This is a genomic window from Pseudomonas sp. Irchel 3H3 (assembly GCF_900187635.1).
Classification (GTDB): domain Bacteria; phylum Pseudomonadota; class Gammaproteobacteria; order Pseudomonadales; family Pseudomonadaceae; genus Aquipseudomonas.
The window spans coordinates 47,717-64,245 of sequence record NZ_FYEC01000011.1 but is presented as its reverse complement, the minus strand read 5'-3'; the positions used below and the strand labels follow the sequence as shown (position 1 = coordinate 64,245).

General features: G+C 64.2%; 13 protein-coding genes. 3 read left to right on the top strand and 10 right to left on the bottom strand.

Features of this window, described 5'->3' with window-relative positions; all coding sequences use genetic code 11:
* Positions 1-116 precede the first annotated feature (116 nt).
* The 3 genes from CKW24_RS14175 to CKW24_RS14165 all read left to right on the top strand — a co-directional run bounded on the left by CKW24_RS14175 (position 117) and on the right by CKW24_RS14165 (position 1,911).
* Positions 117-413, top strand: a complete 297-nt coding sequence (locus CKW24_RS14175; protein WP_095168810.1) for a DUF5629 family protein — start codon at positions 117-119, stop codon at positions 411-413.
* Complete coding sequence (locus CKW24_RS14170; protein ID WP_177440649.1) at positions 400-1,575, top strand: lactonase family protein; 1,176 nt, start codon at positions 400-402, stop codon at positions 1,573-1,575. Before CKW24_RS14175 ends, CKW24_RS14170 begins: the two co-directional genes overlap by 14 nt.
* Before the next feature lie 156 nt (positions 1,576-1,731).
* Complete coding sequence (locus tag CKW24_RS14165) at positions 1,732-1,911, top strand: hypothetical protein (protein WP_095168809.1); 180 nt, start codon at positions 1,732-1,734, stop codon at positions 1,909-1,911.
* A gap of 154 nt (positions 1,912-2,065) precedes the next feature.
* On the opposite strand, the gene CKW24_RS14160 is transcribed toward CKW24_RS14165, so the two are convergent.
* The 10 genes from CKW24_RS14160 to CKW24_RS14115 form a co-directional block, all read right to left on the bottom strand.
* Positions 2,066-2,677 (bottom strand): glutathione S-transferase, encoded by a 612-nt coding sequence (locus tag CKW24_RS14160; RefSeq protein ID WP_095168808.1) that lies wholly within the window; start codon positions 2,675-2,677, stop codon positions 2,066-2,068.
* The gene (locus CKW24_RS14155; RefSeq protein ID WP_095168807.1) at positions 2,674-6,315 is read right to left on the bottom strand and encodes an AAA family ATPase; all 3,642 of its coding nucleotides are present in this window, start codon (positions 6,313-6,315) and stop codon (positions 2,674-2,676) included. Before CKW24_RS14155 ends, CKW24_RS14160 begins: the two co-directional genes overlap by 4 nt.
* On the bottom strand, positions 6,312-7,556 hold the full coding sequence (locus CKW24_RS14150) for an exonuclease SbcCD subunit D C-terminal domain-containing protein (RefSeq protein ID WP_095168806.1): 1,245 nt from the start codon (positions 7,554-7,556) through the stop codon (positions 6,312-6,314). Before CKW24_RS14150 ends, CKW24_RS14155 begins: the two co-directional genes overlap by 4 nt.
* Before the next feature lie 113 nt (positions 7,557-7,669).
* Complete coding sequence (locus CKW24_RS14145) at positions 7,670-9,310, bottom strand: BatD family protein (protein WP_095168805.1); 1,641 nt, start codon at positions 9,308-9,310, stop codon at positions 7,670-7,672.
* Positions 9,307-11,070 (bottom strand): VWA domain-containing protein, encoded by a 1,764-nt coding sequence (locus CKW24_RS14140; RefSeq protein WP_095168804.1) that lies wholly within the window; start codon positions 11,068-11,070, stop codon positions 9,307-9,309. The genes CKW24_RS14145 and CKW24_RS14140 overlap by 4 nt, the downstream gene beginning before the upstream one ends.
* Entirely contained in the window at positions 11,067-12,143 is a 1,077-nt protein-coding gene (locus tag CKW24_RS14135) for a VWA domain-containing protein (protein WP_095168803.1), read from the bottom strand. Before CKW24_RS14135 ends, CKW24_RS14140 begins: the two co-directional genes overlap by 4 nt.
* Positions 12,136-12,630: a DUF4381 domain-containing protein gene (locus CKW24_RS14130; protein WP_095168802.1), complete on the bottom strand. Its 495-nt coding sequence runs from the start codon at positions 12,628-12,630 to the stop codon at positions 12,136-12,138. The genes CKW24_RS14135 and CKW24_RS14130 overlap by 8 nt, the downstream gene beginning before the upstream one ends.
* Entirely contained in the window at positions 12,627-13,571 is a 945-nt protein-coding gene (locus CKW24_RS14125) for a DUF58 domain-containing protein (RefSeq protein ID WP_095168801.1), read from the bottom strand. Before CKW24_RS14125 ends, CKW24_RS14130 begins: the two co-directional genes overlap by 4 nt.
* Before the next feature lie 5 nt (positions 13,572-13,576).
* A complete protein-coding gene (locus CKW24_RS14120; RefSeq protein ID WP_020800601.1) occupies positions 13,577-14,536 on the bottom strand; it encodes a MoxR family ATPase in 960 nt (319 codons plus the stop codon).
* Between the two features lie 610 nt (positions 14,537-15,146).
* Positions 15,147-16,475 carry an MFS transporter gene (locus CKW24_RS14115; RefSeq protein WP_095168800.1) on the bottom strand — a complete coding sequence of 443 codons (1,329 nt, stop codon included), beginning with the start codon at positions 16,473-16,475 and terminating at the stop codon, positions 15,147-15,149.
* Positions 16,476-16,529: the final 54 nt, after the last annotated feature.

Here is a 16,529-nt window from a genome sequence, read left to right as displayed (position 1 = left end):
CTGACCTGAAGTGAAAGAACCGCAGCCCCAGGGTTGCGGTTTTTTTTTGCCGGTTCGCTGCGCTGTCGGGCTCACGGCCGCTATCATTGCGCCTTTCAACTTGATGATTGATCGCCATGACTGCTGCAACCGATACCTTGCTCACCATTCTCGAAACCTGCGACATGCTGGAAATCGATGGCCTGCACGCCTTCGACTTCTCGTTGGACGAGGAGGATCAGTTGCACATCGAGTGCATGGATGGCCGCGCGGCCAAGCATTGGGTGTTCAGCCTGGCCCAGGTGCAGGCGGCCGTGTTCGACGCCGACCTGCAGAGCTGGACCCTGAGCGGCGATGCCGGTGAGCACCGCCTGGTGTGCATGAGCGCGTTCAGTGGCAGCAATGATGAAGGCGAAGACCATGGCGATGCGTAACCTCTGGCCGCTCCTGGTGGCCAGCAGCTTCGCCGCGATGGGGGTGCAGGCCGCTCCCGTCGAGCCCCATGAACTGTTGATCGGCAGCTACACCCAAGGCCAGAGCCAGGGCATCTATCGCCTGCAGTTCGACAGCCGCAGCGGCCAGCTCGACGCCACGCCGTTGCAAGTGTTCCAGAGCGCCAACCCTTCGTGGCTGACCTTGTCCCGCGATCAGCGGCAACTGTTCGTGGTCAACGAGAATGGCCCCGGACAAGCTGACGTGGTCGGACGCGTCAGCAGCCTGGCGATCGACCCGAAGACCCGCCAACTGAGCTTGATCAACCAGGTACAGAGCCTGGGCAACGAGCCGACTCATTCGAGCCTCAGCGCCGATGGCCAGTACCTGTTCGTCAGCAACTACTCGGTAGCGGCCGACCCGGGTGGCAGCCTGGCGGTCTTGCCGGTCAGCCGCGAGGGCCGGTTGTCGCCACCCGTGCAACTGAGCAGCCATCCGGCGAGCCGGGTCAACCCCGAGCGCCAGATGTCGGCCCACGTGCATTCGACGGTGTCGTCACCGGACGGTCGGTTCGTGTTTTCCAATGACCTGGGGGCCGACCAGGTGTTTGTCTATCGCTACGACCCCAAGGCTAATCCGGAGCACCCGCTGACGGCCGCCACGCCGGCCTCGGTGCAGTTGCCACCAGGCAGCGGGCCACGGCACCTGCTGTTCGCCGCCGATGGCAAGCATGCCTACCTGAGCATGGAGATGAGCGCGCAAGTCGCGGTGTTCGACTACCAGGATGGCACGCTGACCCAGCGCCAACTGGTGGACCTGGCAGCCGGGCAGCCAGCGGCGAAAAAAGCCGCAGCCGCGTTGCATGCCTCTGCCGATGGCAAGTTCCTCTACGTCAGCAACCGCGGTACGGCCAACGAGCTGCTGGTGTTTGCCATCGACCCGAGCACGGGTGAGCTCAAGGAGCTGCAACGGCGTTCGGTGGAAGGCGATCATCCCCGCGAGTTCAGCCTCGATCCGAGTGGCCGGTTTGTGTTGGTGGCCAACCAGAAAAGTAACCAGATCGTCGTCATCGAGCGTGATGGACACAGCGGCCTGCTGGGTAAAACCGTGCAGAAGCTGGCGTTCGATGCGCCCAGCGATCTCAAGTTCCTGTCCCGCCCGTAAGCGTGAGGCCCCGCCTGACGGGGCTTGCACCGTTGTATTAATCGCAGTGATATCGGCTACTGATACAAAAGATTTCAAGCGCGCCAACCCTCGGGCGTAAGTTTGCTTCACGGCCTACACAGGCAAGCAAGCCAACTGCACACGAGGGTTACCGCCATGAACTTCAATCTCTTCTCCGTCATCGCCGCGTCCGCCATCTCAGCCAGCGTCGTGCTGCCAGCCAATGCCAGCGTCGAGATCAACGACAAAAGAACCGGCACCCAGACCTACACCCAGAAATACCTGCAACAGAGCGCCAATTTCTATGCGGCGCTGGATCACAAAGTCCAGCATTGATCTGCCAGGCACCAAGTGTGACACCATCAATGGTGCCTGTTCCGCCGCCATCGCGAGCGGGTCGCTCCCACGGGTTTGCAAAATCACTGTGGGAGCGGGCTTGCCCGCGATGAAGCCGGCATAGCCAACATCAATGGTGCCTGATTCAGTGGTATCAGTGATGCTCGGGTTGCTTGGCCATGATCGCCGTGAACAACGCTGACTCGATCAACCCTTCAAGCCACGCTTGCAACTGCCGATACGGCAGTTGCGCGAAGCCGTCGCGGTCGACGTGGGCGAACTGGCGGATAAAGGGCATCAGGGCAATGTCGGCCAGGCTTGGGTGATCGGCCACTAGATAGCGCTGCTGTTGCAGCAAGCCATCGAGCTTGCGCAGGAACACTTCGCCCTCGGCGCGGTAGTGCTCCCTGGAATGCTCCGGGTAGCGCTCGGCGTACTTGTAGCGATTGAGGCTGACCTTGAACACCTGGTCGTTTTCTTCGATCAGCGCCGCCGTCAGTGATTGAGCGACAGGGTTGTCCTTGAGCAACCAGTCCTCGGGATCGTTCTGCTCCAGCGCCCAGGCCATGATCTGCAGGCTTTCGTCGATCACTCGGCCATCGGTACTCAGTACCGGCACCGTGCCCTTGCTTGAAAGCGCGAGCATCTCCGGCGGCTTGGCCTTGAGGCTGACTTCGACGATGGCCAATGGCACCGCGCTATAGCGCAGCGCCATGCGTGCCCGCATGGCGTAGGGGCAGCGGCGGAAGGAATACAGCCGGTTCATTTCACCTCCAGGGTGCTCAGTCCGTTGCCTTGGCGACGCACCTGAATCTGCACCGGAATCCGCTCGTGCATTTCCTGCACGTGGGAAATCACCCCCACCTTGCGTCCCTGGGCCTGCAGGCCGTCGAGGGCGTCCATCGCCAGTTGCAGCGACTCCGGATCGAGACTGCCAAAACCTTCGTCGATGAACAGCGACTCGATTTTCAAGGTGCTCGAAGCCATCGAGGCCAGGCCCAGGGCTAGCGCCAGCGAGACCAGGAAGGTTTCCCCGCCGGACAATGAATGCACCGAACGCAGTTCGTCGCCCATCTCGGTGTCCATCACCAGCAGGCCGAGCATGCTGCCGCCGCGCTTGAGCCGGTAGCGCCGCACCAGTTGGCGTAATTGCACGTTGGCGTGATGCACCAGCAGGTCGAGGTTGTAGGCCTGGGCGATCTTGCGGAAAGTGTCGCCGGTGGCCGAGCCGATCAAGGCATTGAGCCGGGCCCAGCGCTGCCACTCCAGATACGCCTGGCTGATGCGTTGCGCCAGCGCCTGGTTGGCATCCTGGCGTCGTTGATCCTCGGCCTGTTGTGCGCGCAACTCGGCGCATTGTTGTTCGCTGATGGCGGCCTGTGCTTGCAGATCGCCCAGGGCCGCGGCCAGTTGTTCGCCGTCCAGGTAAGCGTTGTGCTGGGCCTGATGTTCGTGCAGGCGCTGCTCGCGTTCCTGCAGCAAGACCTTGGCTTGCTCGATCGCGGTTTCGCTGCGTTGCAACTGTTGGCGCAACTGGCTGACCTGTTCGTCGCTGTAACCCAGCAACTGCGCAAGGCCTGCGTCGTCGAGTTCGGGGTGCAGGGCACGCCATTCGGCGACGTTGCTCTGCAGTGCTTGGCGTTCGCTGTCCAGCGCCTGCTGGCGCTGTTGCTGGGCCTTGAGTTCGGCTGCCAGCTGAATGAGCTGGCTATGCACTTCCTGCAGTTGCTGGCTGGCCGTGGCTTGTGCCTCGCGCGACAGTTCGAGCGCCTGCTCCAGTTGTGTTTGCCAGGCTTCGGCACTCGGCTGTTCACCCAGCAGCGCACTGAGTTGCTGTTGGGCGCCGTGCAGCTGTGCGCTGAGCAGGGCGTGCTGCTGTTGCGCGGCCTCGGTCTGTTGCAGCCGGGTCAGTTGGCGGTCTTGTTCCATTTCCAGGCTTGGCTGGCGTTGCTGCTGCTCGTCCAGTTCTTCACGCTGGCGCGCCAGTTGCTCCAGGCGCTGGGCCACCTGTTGGTCGAGCTGGAGGAAGGTCGCTGCAGGTTCATGGCGCAGGCCTTCAAGGATGGCGCTCGGGAGCAGGTTGGCGAAAGCGGCAAGCTCTTCGTCCAGGCGTAGGCGGTCGTTGCCCAGTTCGCGCTGTTGCAAGGTCAGCTGTTGCGCCGCCTGCTGGCTGGCCTGCTCGGCGGCCTGCAGTTGCTGCGCCAGGCGCGCGGCGTCCTGTTGCAGGGTGAGCAGGGCGCCCTGGCGCTGTTCGTCCTGGCTGAGGTTCTGGTTCAACTGAGTGTTTTGCTGGGCCAGCCAGGCTTCGCGGCGGCCAGGATCCTGCGCCAGCAACTGGGCTGCCAGCGGATGGGCTTCCAGGCTCGGGGCCAGGCTCTGCTGCTGGGTGAGCAGGTTTTCCTGCTGTTGCAGCAGCTCTTTTTGCTGGGCGATCACGCCGCCGACTTCGGCGCGCAGTTCGGCGAGGGTTTCCTTGAGCAGGTCGACGGCTTTCTGGGCGCTGGCCTGTTCGTTTTCATCGTGTCGGCCCAGGCTTTGCAGCAAAGCCTCGGGCTGGTGATAGGGGTGCTCGACACTGCCGCAGACCGGGCATGGCTGATCGTCCTGCAACTGCCCGCGTAACTCCTCGACACTGGCGCTGCGGGCCAGGCGTTGGCGCTCCAGCAGCGCTTGGGTGACGGTCAGTGTCTGCTCGGCCACGGTCAGCTCGGCCTTGGCTTGAACGCCTTCGCGGGTCAGGCGTTCGCGTTCGCCCTGGGCACTGTGTAGGCGCTGTTGCAGGGCTTGCCCGCGATTGTCCAGCTCCTGTTGGTTGGCCCACAGCCGCGTCAGCTCTTCCACCGCCCGCAGTTGCTTGCGGTTGTCTTGCAGCAGGCTGCCGAGAATCTGGATCTGCTCGGCGACTGCCTGAGGTTCGACGTCGGCTTCGCTGTACAGCACCTGCAGCAGCTGACGCTGCTCCTCCAGGCGGCTGGCGCTGGTGCTCGCCTGATGTTGCAGCCCCTGCAGTTCCGCCTCGCCTTGTTTCAGGCGATTGCCCACCAGCATCAGTTGCTGCAAGCGCTCGCGGTGCAGGTTCCAGGCATCGCTGACCGGCGCCCACTGCAGGCTTTGCTCCAACTGGCTGGCGATGCTGACCAGGCGCTCGGCCACGCGCTGTTGTTGTTCGAGCATCTGGGTGATGGCTTGCTGGCCTTGCAGGCTTGCCTGTTCGGCGGTCTGCTTGAGCTCCGCCGAAGCGCTGATGGCCTGGGTCAGTCGCGCCAGGTTGCCTTGCTCTTCGAACGCCTGACGCAGCAGCGGAACATTGTTGGTGTGCTGCTGTTGCGCCTGAATCAGTGCCGCCTTGGCCGACTCCAGGCTCAGTTCCAGCTGTGCCTGACGGACCAGTTGTTCGGCCTGTTGGGCGCTGTGGTGCTGGATCGATGCGGCCAAGGGGCTCAACTGCGCATCTAGCTCGGCCTGGCGGGCAAACTGGTGGCGTTGCGGGGCCAGGTGCTCCAGGCGCTTGAGGTTCAGCCGTGCGTCCGCCAGGGCATCCCAGGCGTGCTGGGCTTGTTGCAGTTGCTCGGCGCCCGCCAGTTGCTGGTCCTGGATCTGTTGCAGTTCCTTGAGCCAGGTGTGCTGCAGTTCCAACTGCTTGAGCTGCGCCTGTTGGGTCTTCAACTGCTGCTGGGCCTGGCTGAAACGCTGGTCGAGTTCGGCGCGGGCCTCGGGCTCCAGGGGGGTGACGCCGCTGGCCTGGTCCTGCAGCTGTTTGTGCAGCTCGCGGGTTTCCTTGCTCTTGTCGAAGGCGCGTTTGCCCAGACGGGTGTAGAGCGCGGTGTCGGTGAGTTTTTCCAGCAGTTCGCTACGGTCGTTGTCGTCGGCCTTGAGGAAGGCGCTGAATTCGCTCTGGGCGAGCATCACCGCCCGGGTGAACTGTTCGAAGTTCAGGCCCAGTACCGCTTCGAGCTGGGTCTTGTATTCACCTTTCTGGCTGGCCAGTAATTGATCGGTGTCCAGGTCGCGCAGGCTCTGGCGGCTGGCCTGCAGTTTGCCGTTGGCTTTTTCCCGGGCGCGGTTGGCTTCCCAGCGCGCGCGGTAGCGCCGGCCATCAATGCCGAGGAAGTCGACCTCGGCGTAGCCGTCGCCAGTGCCGCGGCGCAGCAGGGTGCGTGGATCGCCGGTGGCGATTTCGCCGTCGGCGTCCGGGACCTTGGCGTCACGCCCAGTGTTGTTGAGTCGCGGTACCGCGCCAAACAGGGCCAGGCACAAGGCGTCGAGCAGGGTACTTTTGCCGGCGCCGGTGGGGCCGGTGATCGCAAACAGGCCGGCACTGGCCAGCGGTTCGGCGCTGAAGTCGATCTCGAACGGCCCGGCCAGCGAGGCCAGGTTCTTCAGGCGGATGGCGAGGATCTTCATGGCTGTTCGCTCTCCTGCTGAACGTCTTGCAGCAGTTGCGCAAAATCGCTGAGGGTCTGTTCGTCGACGGCGCTGCCGTAATTATCCAGCCAGGCGCGACTGAACAGCTCCTGGGGCGTCAGTTGGTCCAGTTCGATCAAGGTGTCGCCCTCATCGCTGCCACCCCCCGCGCTGCTGCCGGCGTATTCGGCGGCGATCCGCACCAGGCGCACGGCTTTGCCTTGCAAGGCGTTTTCTACCTGTTGACGCAGGTCCGGTTGCGGCTCGTCAAGGCGCACCCGTACCTCCAGCCAGGGCTGGCGCTGGACATCGGCCAGCAGGTCGATGTCGGGCAGTGCTGCCAGTTGGCCGAGGATCTCGGCCAACGGTGCCGGGCCCATGCGTTGCAGGTTGACTGCCCGCGGAATCAGGCGCGGCTCGACGCTGACCAGGGTCGAGCCGTCAAGACGCACGTCGAGGATCTGGTGCTGGTAGCCAATTTCGGAAAAGGACAAGGGGATGGGCGAACCGCAGTAGCGAATGCGCTCCTCGCCGTTGACCTTCTGCGGCTTGTGCAGGTGGCCGAGGGCGACGTAGCTGATGCTCGGGCCAAACAGGCTGGCGGGCAGGGCTTCGGCGTTGCCGATGATCAGGCTGCGTTCGGAGTCCTCGGACACCGAGCCGCCGGCCATGTGCGCATGACTGATGGCGATCAGCGCCTGGCCCGGCTGGCGCTTGGCGTTGGCGGCGGCGATCAGCCACTCATGCACCTGGCCGATGCCGCGCAGGTAGTTGTCGCCCAGGTGGGCGCCGGTGACTTCGGCCGGGCGCAGAAATGGCAGTGCCAGGCACCAGCCGGCGATCTCGCCCGAGGCGTCGGGCAGCGGGATCAGCAACCGTTCGGCATCCAGTTGCCCGTCATCGAGCCACAGCACTCGGCCCAGGGCGTGGGTGCGCAGGCGGCGCATCAGCGGCGCGGGCAGTTCGATCCGGGAGCCGGAATCGTGGTTGCCGGCGATCATCACGATGCTCAGCGCGGGCTGTTGTTCGTGGGCACTGACGATGAAGTCGTACAGGCGTTCCTGGGCTTTGACCGGTGGGTTGACCGTGTCGAAGATATCGCCAGCGATCAGCAGCACGTCGGGCTTATCCTGCCCCAGTTGACGCAGCAGCCAGTCGAGGAAACAACCGTGTTCGTAGTCGCGTTCCTGGCCATGCAGGTTTTGCCCAAGGTGCCAGTCGGAGGTGTGAAACAGACGCAAGGCAAACTCCGCTCATTCTGAAAGAGGTGGACTGTGTAGGAGCAACGCTTGCTGGCGATAACGTTCTTTGGGACGTGATCACCTTCAAGCCTTGCCCCTGCAGGGTATCGAAATTACTTAGGATAAAGCGGCGGCAAGCCACTGTCGCCCACCGGGTCCTGGACCCGTTCGGCGGTGGGGATGGCGCGGATCGCGCGCCACAGGTCTTCGCCTTGCCAGTGTTGTCCGGTTTCGCTGTAGAGCGCGCCGTTGAGGCCGTCGAGGGCGTCGGACAGCGGTACGAAGCGCGCCGCCATGTCAGCCAGGGTTTCCGGTTGCTGGCGCGCCCAGGCGTCCAGCGCCTGGCGGGTGGCCTGGGGGTCGTTGGCCTGGCTGGCGCGCTTGAGGTCATCGAGCAGGGTGCGTGGGCTCGGCCCGGTCTGGGCGGCGCGCAGGATCGCCGGTTGCCAGCGCGCGCGCCACCACAGGCCGAAGCCGAGCAGGGTGGTGCAGGATAGGATCAGCGTGGCGAGCTTCCAGTACCACAGCGCTTCGCTGTCGGCGGTGGGCTGGGCCGGCGCGTTGCCGGCCGGGGTGTCGATCATCAAGTTCGGGTTGTTCTGGATGTGCAGGGTTCGCGCCGGCAGGCTGCTGCGTTCCAGGCGGTCTTCGTCGGTGTTCCACCACACCACCTCGACGCCCGGCAACTCGATGTTGCCACTGCGGGTGGGGACCAGGGCTTCGCGGTCCTCGCGGCTACCGATCAGGCCACGGTCGCTCTGCTGATTGCTCAGTTGCGGTTGGTCGGGGTAGCGGCGCAGGCCGCTGACGTCAGTCGCCGGCAAGGGCGGCAGTTGCGAACTGGCCAAGCCTTCGGCCTTGAGCGTCAGGCTGCGGGTCAGCGAGTCGCCGACCTGGCTGCGGTCCGGTTCCGGGTTCCAGTGTTCCCCCAGGCTCAGGCTTCGGGCCGGTAGCCATGGGGTATCCGGCGGATATTCGGCGGGCTTGACCTTGACGGTCAGGGTGGTCTCGGCGGAGCTGACGCGCAGCAACTTGCCGGATTTCGGCCCCTGGGCCGCGGAGTCCTGGCTCGGCTGGGCGTCCACCAGGGTGGCGCTGAATATCTGCGGCGGGATGCTCAGGACACCGCTGTGCTGCGGGTAAATGGCATAGCGCTGTTCAATCACCCCATGGCGCAGGTCATTGATGACTTTTTCGTAGGTGCGCGACTCGCCCAGCGGTTCGACGCGCGCATCGGGAATCTGCAGCGGTGTGATATTGCTGTCGTCGTACAGCGACACCGAGTGGTAGATGCGCAGGGTCAGGATGGCCTGGGCCTGCACGTAGACGCTGTCCTGATCCAGGCTGGCCTCGACGAACACCGGTGCCAGTTTGCTCGGGGTGTCCTGGGTCTGGCTTTGCACCACGGTCAGCTCAATCGGTTCGCTGGTGAATTCCCCCAGTTGCAACGGCGCAATTACCACGCTGCCGGTGAGCTTGGGCAGCAGGGTGATGATCCAGCGGGTGGTGGCGTGATTTTCGCCGTTGAGGCTGGTCAATTGGTTGACCTGACGGGTGCCGCGTACTTCGAACTGCGCCTCCAGGGCACTCAGGTCGGGTTTGCCGAAAAGCGTGACATCGTTGGATTCCAGGGTCAGCTCCACCGTTTCCCCGGAACTCAGTTGGTTGCGGTCGACGCTGGCGACCAGGCCCGCCGCCTGGGTTTGCAGGGTGCAGAACAGCAGGCCGAGTGAGAGTGCGGTGCAGCGGTTCATCGAGTTTTTCCCTGATCTTGATGTTGTTGCTGTTCGTACCAGAACTTGCGTCTGAGCAGTTCTCCCGGTTCATCGGGGATTTTACGCAGCCATTGTTCCAGCGCTTCGCGGTGTTCGCCATTGAAGTCGTTATCGGCGCTGCTCAGCGGTGGGGTGGTGGTTCGCTCGTCGCCCAGTTCACTGCCCGGCACTTCATTATCACCCGGCTGGGGTGGGTGGTCGGGGTCGGGTTGCGGCTCGGCTGGATTCTCCACCACGGGTTCGGCTGGCTCGCTTGGGGTCTCGGCGGGCTGTTCTGCGCTGCTGGAAGGCGGTGTCGCAGTCCCCGGCGGCGGTGTTTGTGCACCGGGTGGCGGGGTTTCCTCACTGGTTGGTTCTGGCTCGGTGGCAGGCGGCGTGGCGTGCTGCTTGATCAGCGCCTCGACCAGGGCTTTGTTGGTTTGTGCCGGGCGCAATTCCGGTTGTTGCTCCAGGGCTTGCTCGTAGGCATCCAGCGCAGCCTCCAGTTCACCGCTCTTGGCCAGGGCGTTGCCGCGATTGTAGTGGGCTCGGGCGTCGCTGCCCTGGGCGAAACGTTCGGCGGCCGCGGCATACTGGCCGGCCTCGTACAGCGCCACCCCTTGCCATTGCGGGTCCTGGAAATGCTCGGCGGCGGCCAGCGGCTGCTTCTGCCGGAGCAGGTGCAGGCCCTGTTGATCAGGGCGCAACCACAGGTCGTTGAACTCGAAGGCCTGGCTTGGCTGCGGCAGCATGAACAACAGCGGCAGGCACAACAGCCAGCCCCTGCGCCCGGCGCAGGCGGCGAGCAGCAACAGCGGCAGTAACAGCCAATAGCCCTGGTCGGCCCAAGTGTCGAGGCGCAAGGTCTGGCCGTCTTCACGCAGGCTGTGGGGTGCGTCAAACAGGCCCAGGCCGCGCAGGTCACTGTCATCCACCCGCGCCTGGCGATAGCGGCCGCCCAGCTCATTGGCAAAGGCTTTTAAACTCGGGCTGTCCAGGCGTGGCACCAGGATCGCGCCCTGGGCGTCCTTGAGGAAGCTGCCATCCTCGGCGGTGACAGGTGCACCCTGGGGCGTGCCGATGCCCAGCATCAACCACTGCGGGGCCTGCCCGCGCAGGGCCTGGCGAATACCCTGGCGCTCCTGTTCGCTTAGAGACGAGCCGATCAACAGGATTCGTCCCTGGCCCAGGGCGCCACGCTCCAGCAAGGTCAGTGCCTTGGCCACGGCGAGGTCGGCGCGCTGGCCGACTTGCGGCATGATCGAGGGCTTGAGGGCTTCGAGCAGGTTACGGCTGGTGGCCAGGTCATCCGACAGCGGCACCAGGGTGTGGGCGCTGCCGGAATACACGACGATTGCGGTTTGCGCATCGCTGCGGCTCTGCAGCAGGTCGAGTAGTTTGCGCCGCGCTTGCTCGAGGCGCGTCGGCGTGACGTCGGTGGCGAGCATTTGCGGGGTCAGTTCGAGCAATACCACCAGCGGGTCGGCAGGTTTTTGCGCGGACTGTTCGACCCGGTCCCAGCTCGGACCGAGCAGCGCCAGCACGGCCAGCAGCCACGCCAGGCCGAGGACGATCCACGGGGTCTTGCTCTCACGGCCACTGCCACCCTTGAGCAGCGCGGCGTGAAAGGCCGGCGGCAGGATCATCTGCCAGCGCCCGGCACGTTTTTGCCGGTGCCAGAGTTGCCACAGCAACCAGCCCAGCAGCGGCAGCAGCAGTAACCACCAGGGACGGAACCAATGGGGCCAGAGGTCGATCATCGACGCCTCCGCAGACGCAGGCGTTTGAGCCGTTGGCGCCAGTCCGGGTGCTGTTGCAGAAAGTGCGATGAATTCAACAGGCGTTGCAGTGGGTTGTGCGGCCAGCGTTCGCGAATCGCCAGCAGCATGCTCATCAGCAACGCCGCCGCCAATGGCCAGCTGTACAACGCCTGTGCGGGGCGGGCCTGGGTGGGTTGCTGGATCACCGGTTCCAGTTCGTCGAGGGTCTGCTTGATCGCCTCCAGTTCGGCACCGTCGCGGGCGCGGAAGTAGCGCCCGCCGGTGGCCTCGGCAATTGCCTTGAGCGCCGGCTCGTCAAGGTCCAGGCTCGGGTTGAGGCCGAGCAGGCCCAGGGTCCCGGTTTGTTCCGGGTCGGCGCCGATGCCGATAGGGTAGATCTTCACGCCTTCTTCGGCTGCCAGGCGCGCGGCTGTCAGGGGATCGATTTCGCCGCCATTGTTGGCGCCGTCGGTGACCAGGATCAGCACCCGGCTTTGCGCCGGACGCTGGCGCAGACGCTTGAGGGCCAGGCCGATGGCGTCGCCAATGGCGGTGTTCTTGCCGGCGATGCCGATCCGCGCCTCGTCGAGCCAGACCCGCACGGTGCGGCGGTCGAACGTCAGCGGGGCCTGCAGGTAGGCCTGGCTGCCGAACAGGATCAGGCCGACCCGGTCACCATCGCGCTGCTCGAGAAAGTCGCCCAGCAGGTGTTGGACCAATTCCAGGCGGCTGACGTCTTCGCCTTGCCACTGCATGTCGGGAAAGTCCATCGAGCCGGACACATCGACGGCCACCAGCAAATCGCGGCCACTGGCGGCGATTGGCAACGGCTCACCCAGCCATTGCGGGCGGGCAGCGGCTACCAGCAGCAGCAACCACAGGAGTATGAACGGTGCCTGCTGGCGCCAGGCCGGCAGGTTGGCTCGGGCGCGACGGCGCGCCAGGCCTTCAAGGTCGCTGAGGAAGCTGACCTTGAGCGCCGGCTCGCCGCTGTCGGCCACCGGCAGCAGCACGCGCATCAGCCACGGCAGCGGCAGCAAGGCGAAAATCCACGGCCAGGCGAACTCAAACATGTTTGCGGATCCAGGTGTCGATGGCCTGGGTCAGGCCGGCGATGGCCTTGTCATCGAGTTTGCATTCCGGCTTGTAGGCGCCTTCGACCAGGATCATCCAGCGGGTGAGGCCGGCAGCGGGGCAACGGTTATCGAGGAACGCCAGCCATTTGCGGCCGTTGAGGGTGTGGCTCTGGCTGTAGGGATAGTCGTTGCGGCACAGGCGCTTGAGCAACCCGTTGAGTTGTTGCAGCCAGGCCCCGGCCGGTGCGCCGTCGTAGGGCTTGGGCATCTGCGCCAGCTCGGCCAGCGCCGCGACCCGCAGTGGGTCCAGAGGTTGGTCGGCGCGCACCAGGTTGCGCTTGACCGGCAGCAACCGGCGCAACTGCCACAGGCCAAAGCCGAGCGCTGGCAACAGCAGGAGCAGCAGCCACCAGCCCGGGGCAGGTGGCCAGAACGGGATCGGCGGCGGAGTCATCAGCGGCTGCAGTTGCTCGAGGCTGCTCATTGGCTTTTCCCCGGGCGTTGCGGGTTGAGGTATTCGCGCAGTTGCTCGACCATTTCGCTCTGGGTGCTCAGGGGCATCAGCAGCACCCGCAGTTTTTGCGCCAGCAACTCCCAGCGGGCGATCCGCGCTTCGGCCTGGGCGCGATAGCTCTGGCGCAGTTCGACGTTCAGGGTGTCGAGCTCCAGTTGCGCGCCGCGCTCGGCAAAGCGCAACAGGCCGGCGGCGGGGAGGGCGTGGTCCAAGGGGTCGGACAGCGGCAGCAGCAACAGGTCGCAGTGGCGTGACAGCAGGCTCAGCTGTTGCTCGGCGCCCTCGGTCAGGGCGCGCTCGTCGCAGATCACGATCACCAGGCTGCCGGGGCGCAACACTTCCCGGGCGCGACGCAGGGCCATGCCGAGGTCGTCGCTGGGCGGTTCACCTTCGGTGCTCAGGCTCTGATTGACTCGCACCAGGCGGTTGAGCAATTGCAGCAGGCTCTGTTTGCTGCGTCGTGGCTTGATCTCGTAGTGTTCGTTGTCGCCATAGACCAGTCCGCCCACCCGGTCGTTGTGGCCGAGCGCGGCCCAGCCGATCAGGCTCGCGGCCTGGGCGGCGAGGACTGACTTGAACATCAGCCCGGAACCGAAGAACAAGCGGCGGCTTTGCTCGACCATGATGAAGATCGGGCGTTCGCGTTCTTCGTGAAACAGCTTGGTGTGGGGTTCCTGGGTGCGTGCGGTGACGCGCCAGTCGATGGTGCGCACGTCGTCGCCAGCCTGGTAGACCCGCACCTGGTCGAAGTCCACGCCACGCCCGCGTAGCTTGGAGTGGTGCAGGCCGATCAGCGGGCTGCGCTGGCTTGGCGTGGAAAACAGCTGGACTTCGCGCACGCGATGGCGCATCTCGATCAGCTCCGAGAGGCTGACACGGATGCCCGGCTCGGGCGCTGCGGGGGTGCTCATCGGGGTCAAGCGACGGCTACGACGTCGAGAATCCGCTGGACCACGCGGTCCTGGTCGATACCGGCGGCTTCGGCTTCGAAGGACAAAATGATGCGGTGGCGCAACACGTCGAACAGTACCGCCTGGATGTCCTCGGGGCTGACGAAGTCGCGACCGGCCAGCCAGGCGTGGGCCCGGGCGCAGCGGTCGAGGGCAATTGAGCCCCGCGGGCTGGCGCCGTAGGCAATCCATTCGGCCATTTCCGGGTCGAACTTGCCCGGTGTGCGGGTGGCCATCACCAGTTGGACCAGGTACTCCTCCACGGCGTCGGCCATGTACAAGCCGAGGATTTCCTTGCGCGCGGCAAAAATCGCTTGCTGGCTGACTCGGCGTTCGGGTTTGGTTTCGCCATTGAGCGCTTCACCGCGTGCCTGTTGCAGGATCCGCCGCTCGACGGCGGCGTCCGGGAAGCCGATTTTTACGTGCATCAGGAAGCGGTCGAGCTGGGCTTCGGGCAGCGGATAGGTGCCTTCCTGCTCGATCGGGTTCTGCGTGGCCATCACCAGGAACAGCGGTGACAGTTCGTAAGTGCTGCGCCCGACACTGACCTGGCGCTCAGCCATAGCCTCCAACAGCGCCGACTGGACCTTGGCCGGAGCCCGATTGATCTCGTCGGCCAGCACCAGGTTGTGGAAGATCGGCCCTTGCTGGAACACGAAGCTGCCGGTTTCCGGGCGATAGATTTCGGTGCCAGTGATGTCGGCGGGCAACAGGTCGGGGGTGAACTGGATGCGATGGAACTGGGCTTCGATCCCTTCGGCTAGCTCTTTGATGGCCTTGGTCTTGGCCAGGCCCGGTGCGCCCTCGACCAGCATATGGCCGTCGGCGAGCAAGGCGATGAGCAAACGCTCGATGAGTTTTTCCTGGCCGAGAATCTGCGTGGAAAGAAAGGTTCGCAGCGCCAGCAGCGCTTCACGGTGTTCCATCGTCGAGTGTTCCTGGAAGAGGCCCGGGGTACACAGCATCAAGAGCGCCCGGGCGGGGGCTGCTACTTTAATCTATCCGGGCCCCTGGCGACTAACGGCACCGGGGAAAAATCTGCAAATAAGTAGGTGGGCGCAAGTAACCTAGCGTTCTTGCCACTGACGTTCGGGCTGTGCATCAAGATCAAAAGCACGGCGGCCTGGTTTTTCCAGTGGGCACCCGCAACCACTGTAGGAGCGGGCGCCCGCTTGCGGCTTGCTCGCGATGGTCGTTAACGATAACGCAGGCATCCAGGATGAACCCGGCGCTCTCGAGACCATCGCGAGCAGGCTCGCTCCTACAATGGATGTGCTCACAACACAAAATGCGTGACCGACTCCACCCCCTGTAGGAGCGGGCGCCCGCTGCGGCCTGCTCGCGATGGTCGTCAACGATAACGCAGGCATTCAGGATGAACCCAGCGCTCTCGAGACCATCGCGAGCAAGCTCGCTCCTACAATGGTGTTGGGGGCTCAGGATGTTGCATACACTCACCAAGCCTATGGGAGCTGGCCTGATCAGGCCTCACCGCAGAAACGGATATGCCCCCATACGCGCGACCCCAACCCGAAATCAGTTCTTGAAGCTGGAATGCTTACGCCCCTGGTCAAACAGCGCAAACACCACCACCAGTACCCCGGAAATCAGCAAAATCACCGCCACGCCATCGGTAGAGTGGGTCGCCGAGTTAGCCACCAACGCCAGCCCACCCAAAGGCGCCAGGCCACCGGCGATCGCGGTACCGATTTCACGGCCGGTGCCAAACCCCGAAGAACGAGTCTGGGTCGGGAACTGCCGGCTGAGGAACGAGCCCTGGGGCGCGAACATCATGGGCGCGAGGATCCCGGTGCCGATAGCAATGGCCAGGTAAATCATCAGCGGCTCGCCAGTGTTGAGCAGGGTCAGGAACGGATAGGCGAACAGCGCCGAGAGCACACCGCCGAGCATCAGCACTTTTTTGCTGCTCCACTTGTCGCAGAGCCAGCCGAAGCACGGCACGGCAACGATCGCCACCAGGCTGGCAATGGTCACCGACAACGAGGTGACGTGGGCTTCGACACCTTTGAACTGGGTCAGGTAAGCCAGGGAAAAGGTCTTGAAGATGTAGCTCAGTGCGTTGTAGCCAATCGCTACGAACAACACCACCACCAGGCCCTTCATGTCATTTCTGAACAGCAACTTGAGCGGCGAAACCTGTTCCTTGGCAACGGTGGCGTCGAGTTCCTTGAACTGCGGGGTTTCCGGAATGCTGCGACGCACCCACAGGCCTACACCCACCAGGACGATGCTGCAGATGAACGGAATGCGCCAGCCGCCGGACAGCAGGAAGTCGTTGCCATTCATGGTCAGCACGTAGACGGTCAGCGACGACAGGAGCAAGCCCAGGTTCAGGCCCAAGGCCGGCCAGGCGCCCTGGCTGCCGCGCTTGCCTTCGCTGGCGTGTTCGTAGGAAGTGACCGCGGCGCCAGACAGTTCGGCACCCGCGCCCAGGCCCTGGATGATCCGCACCAGCACCAGGATGATCGGCGCCCAGATGCCAATCGCGGCATAGCTGGGAATCAGCCCGATCAGGGTGGTGCACACGCCCATCATGCAGAAGGTGATGACCAGCACTTGCTTGCGGCCGAAACGGTCGCCCAGGTAGCCAAACAGAATGCCGCCGAACGGACGGGCGATAAAGCCAATGGCAAAGGTCGAGAAGGCCAGCAGCGAGGCGACTGCGGGGTTGCTCGGATCAAAGAAGATTTTCGAGAAGACGATCGCCGCCATGGTGGCGTACAGGTAGAAGTCGTACCACTCCAGCATCGAGCCGAAGATTGTCGCGGCAGCCACCTTGCGCAGGCGTTTTTGCTTTTGCAGCGGAGTTTCCGGGGCGGTCGGGGCCGCTTGATGTACCGACATCGGTGATTTCCTTGTGGGTCTTTGTAGTTATTTTTTAGTGGGTGAAGCCACCCG

Excerpts from the sequence above, each read along its gene's own strand:
- CKW24_RS14155 (WP_095168807.1), bottom strand. The coding sequence starts at position 6,315 with ATGAAGATCCTCGCCATCCGCCTGAAGAACCTGGCCTCGCTGGCCGGG.
- CKW24_RS14135 (WP_095168803.1), bottom strand. The coding sequence starts at position 12,143 with ATGTTTGAGTTCGCCTGGCCGTGGATTTTCGCCTTGCTGCCGCTGCCG.
- CKW24_RS14125 (WP_095168801.1), bottom strand. The coding sequence starts at position 13,571 with ATGAGCACCCCCGCAGCGCCCGAGCCGGGCATCCGTGTCAGCCTCTCG.
- CKW24_RS14170 (WP_177440649.1), top strand. The coding sequence starts at position 400 with ATGGCGATGCGTAACCTCTGGCCGCTCCTGGTGGCCAGCAGCTTCGCC.
- CKW24_RS14160 (WP_095168808.1), bottom strand. The coding sequence starts at position 2,677 with ATGAACCGGCTGTATTCCTTCCGCCGCTGCCCCTACGCCATGCGGGCA.
- CKW24_RS14130 (WP_095168802.1), bottom strand. The coding sequence starts at position 12,630 with ATGAGCAGCCTCGAGCAACTGCAGCCGCTGATGACTCCGCCGCCGATC.
- CKW24_RS14145 (WP_095168805.1), bottom strand. The coding sequence starts at position 9,310 with ATGAACCGCTGCACCGCACTCTCACTCGGCCTGCTGTTCTGCACCCTG.
- CKW24_RS14175 (WP_095168810.1), top strand. The coding sequence starts at position 117 with ATGACTGCTGCAACCGATACCTTGCTCACCATTCTCGAAACCTGCGAC.
- CKW24_RS14120 (WP_020800601.1), bottom strand. The coding sequence starts at position 14,536 with ATGGAACACCGTGAAGCGCTGCTGGCGCTGCGAACCTTTCTTTCCACG.
- CKW24_RS14140 (WP_095168804.1), bottom strand. The coding sequence starts at position 11,070 with ATGATCGACCTCTGGCCCCATTGGTTCCGTCCCTGGTGGTTACTGCTG.
- CKW24_RS14165 (WP_095168809.1), top strand. The coding sequence starts at position 1,732 with ATGAACTTCAATCTCTTCTCCGTCATCGCCGCGTCCGCCATCTCAGCC.
- CKW24_RS14115 (WP_095168800.1), bottom strand. The coding sequence starts at position 16,475 with ATGTCGGTACATCAAGCGGCCCCGACCGCCCCGGAAACTCCGCTGCAA.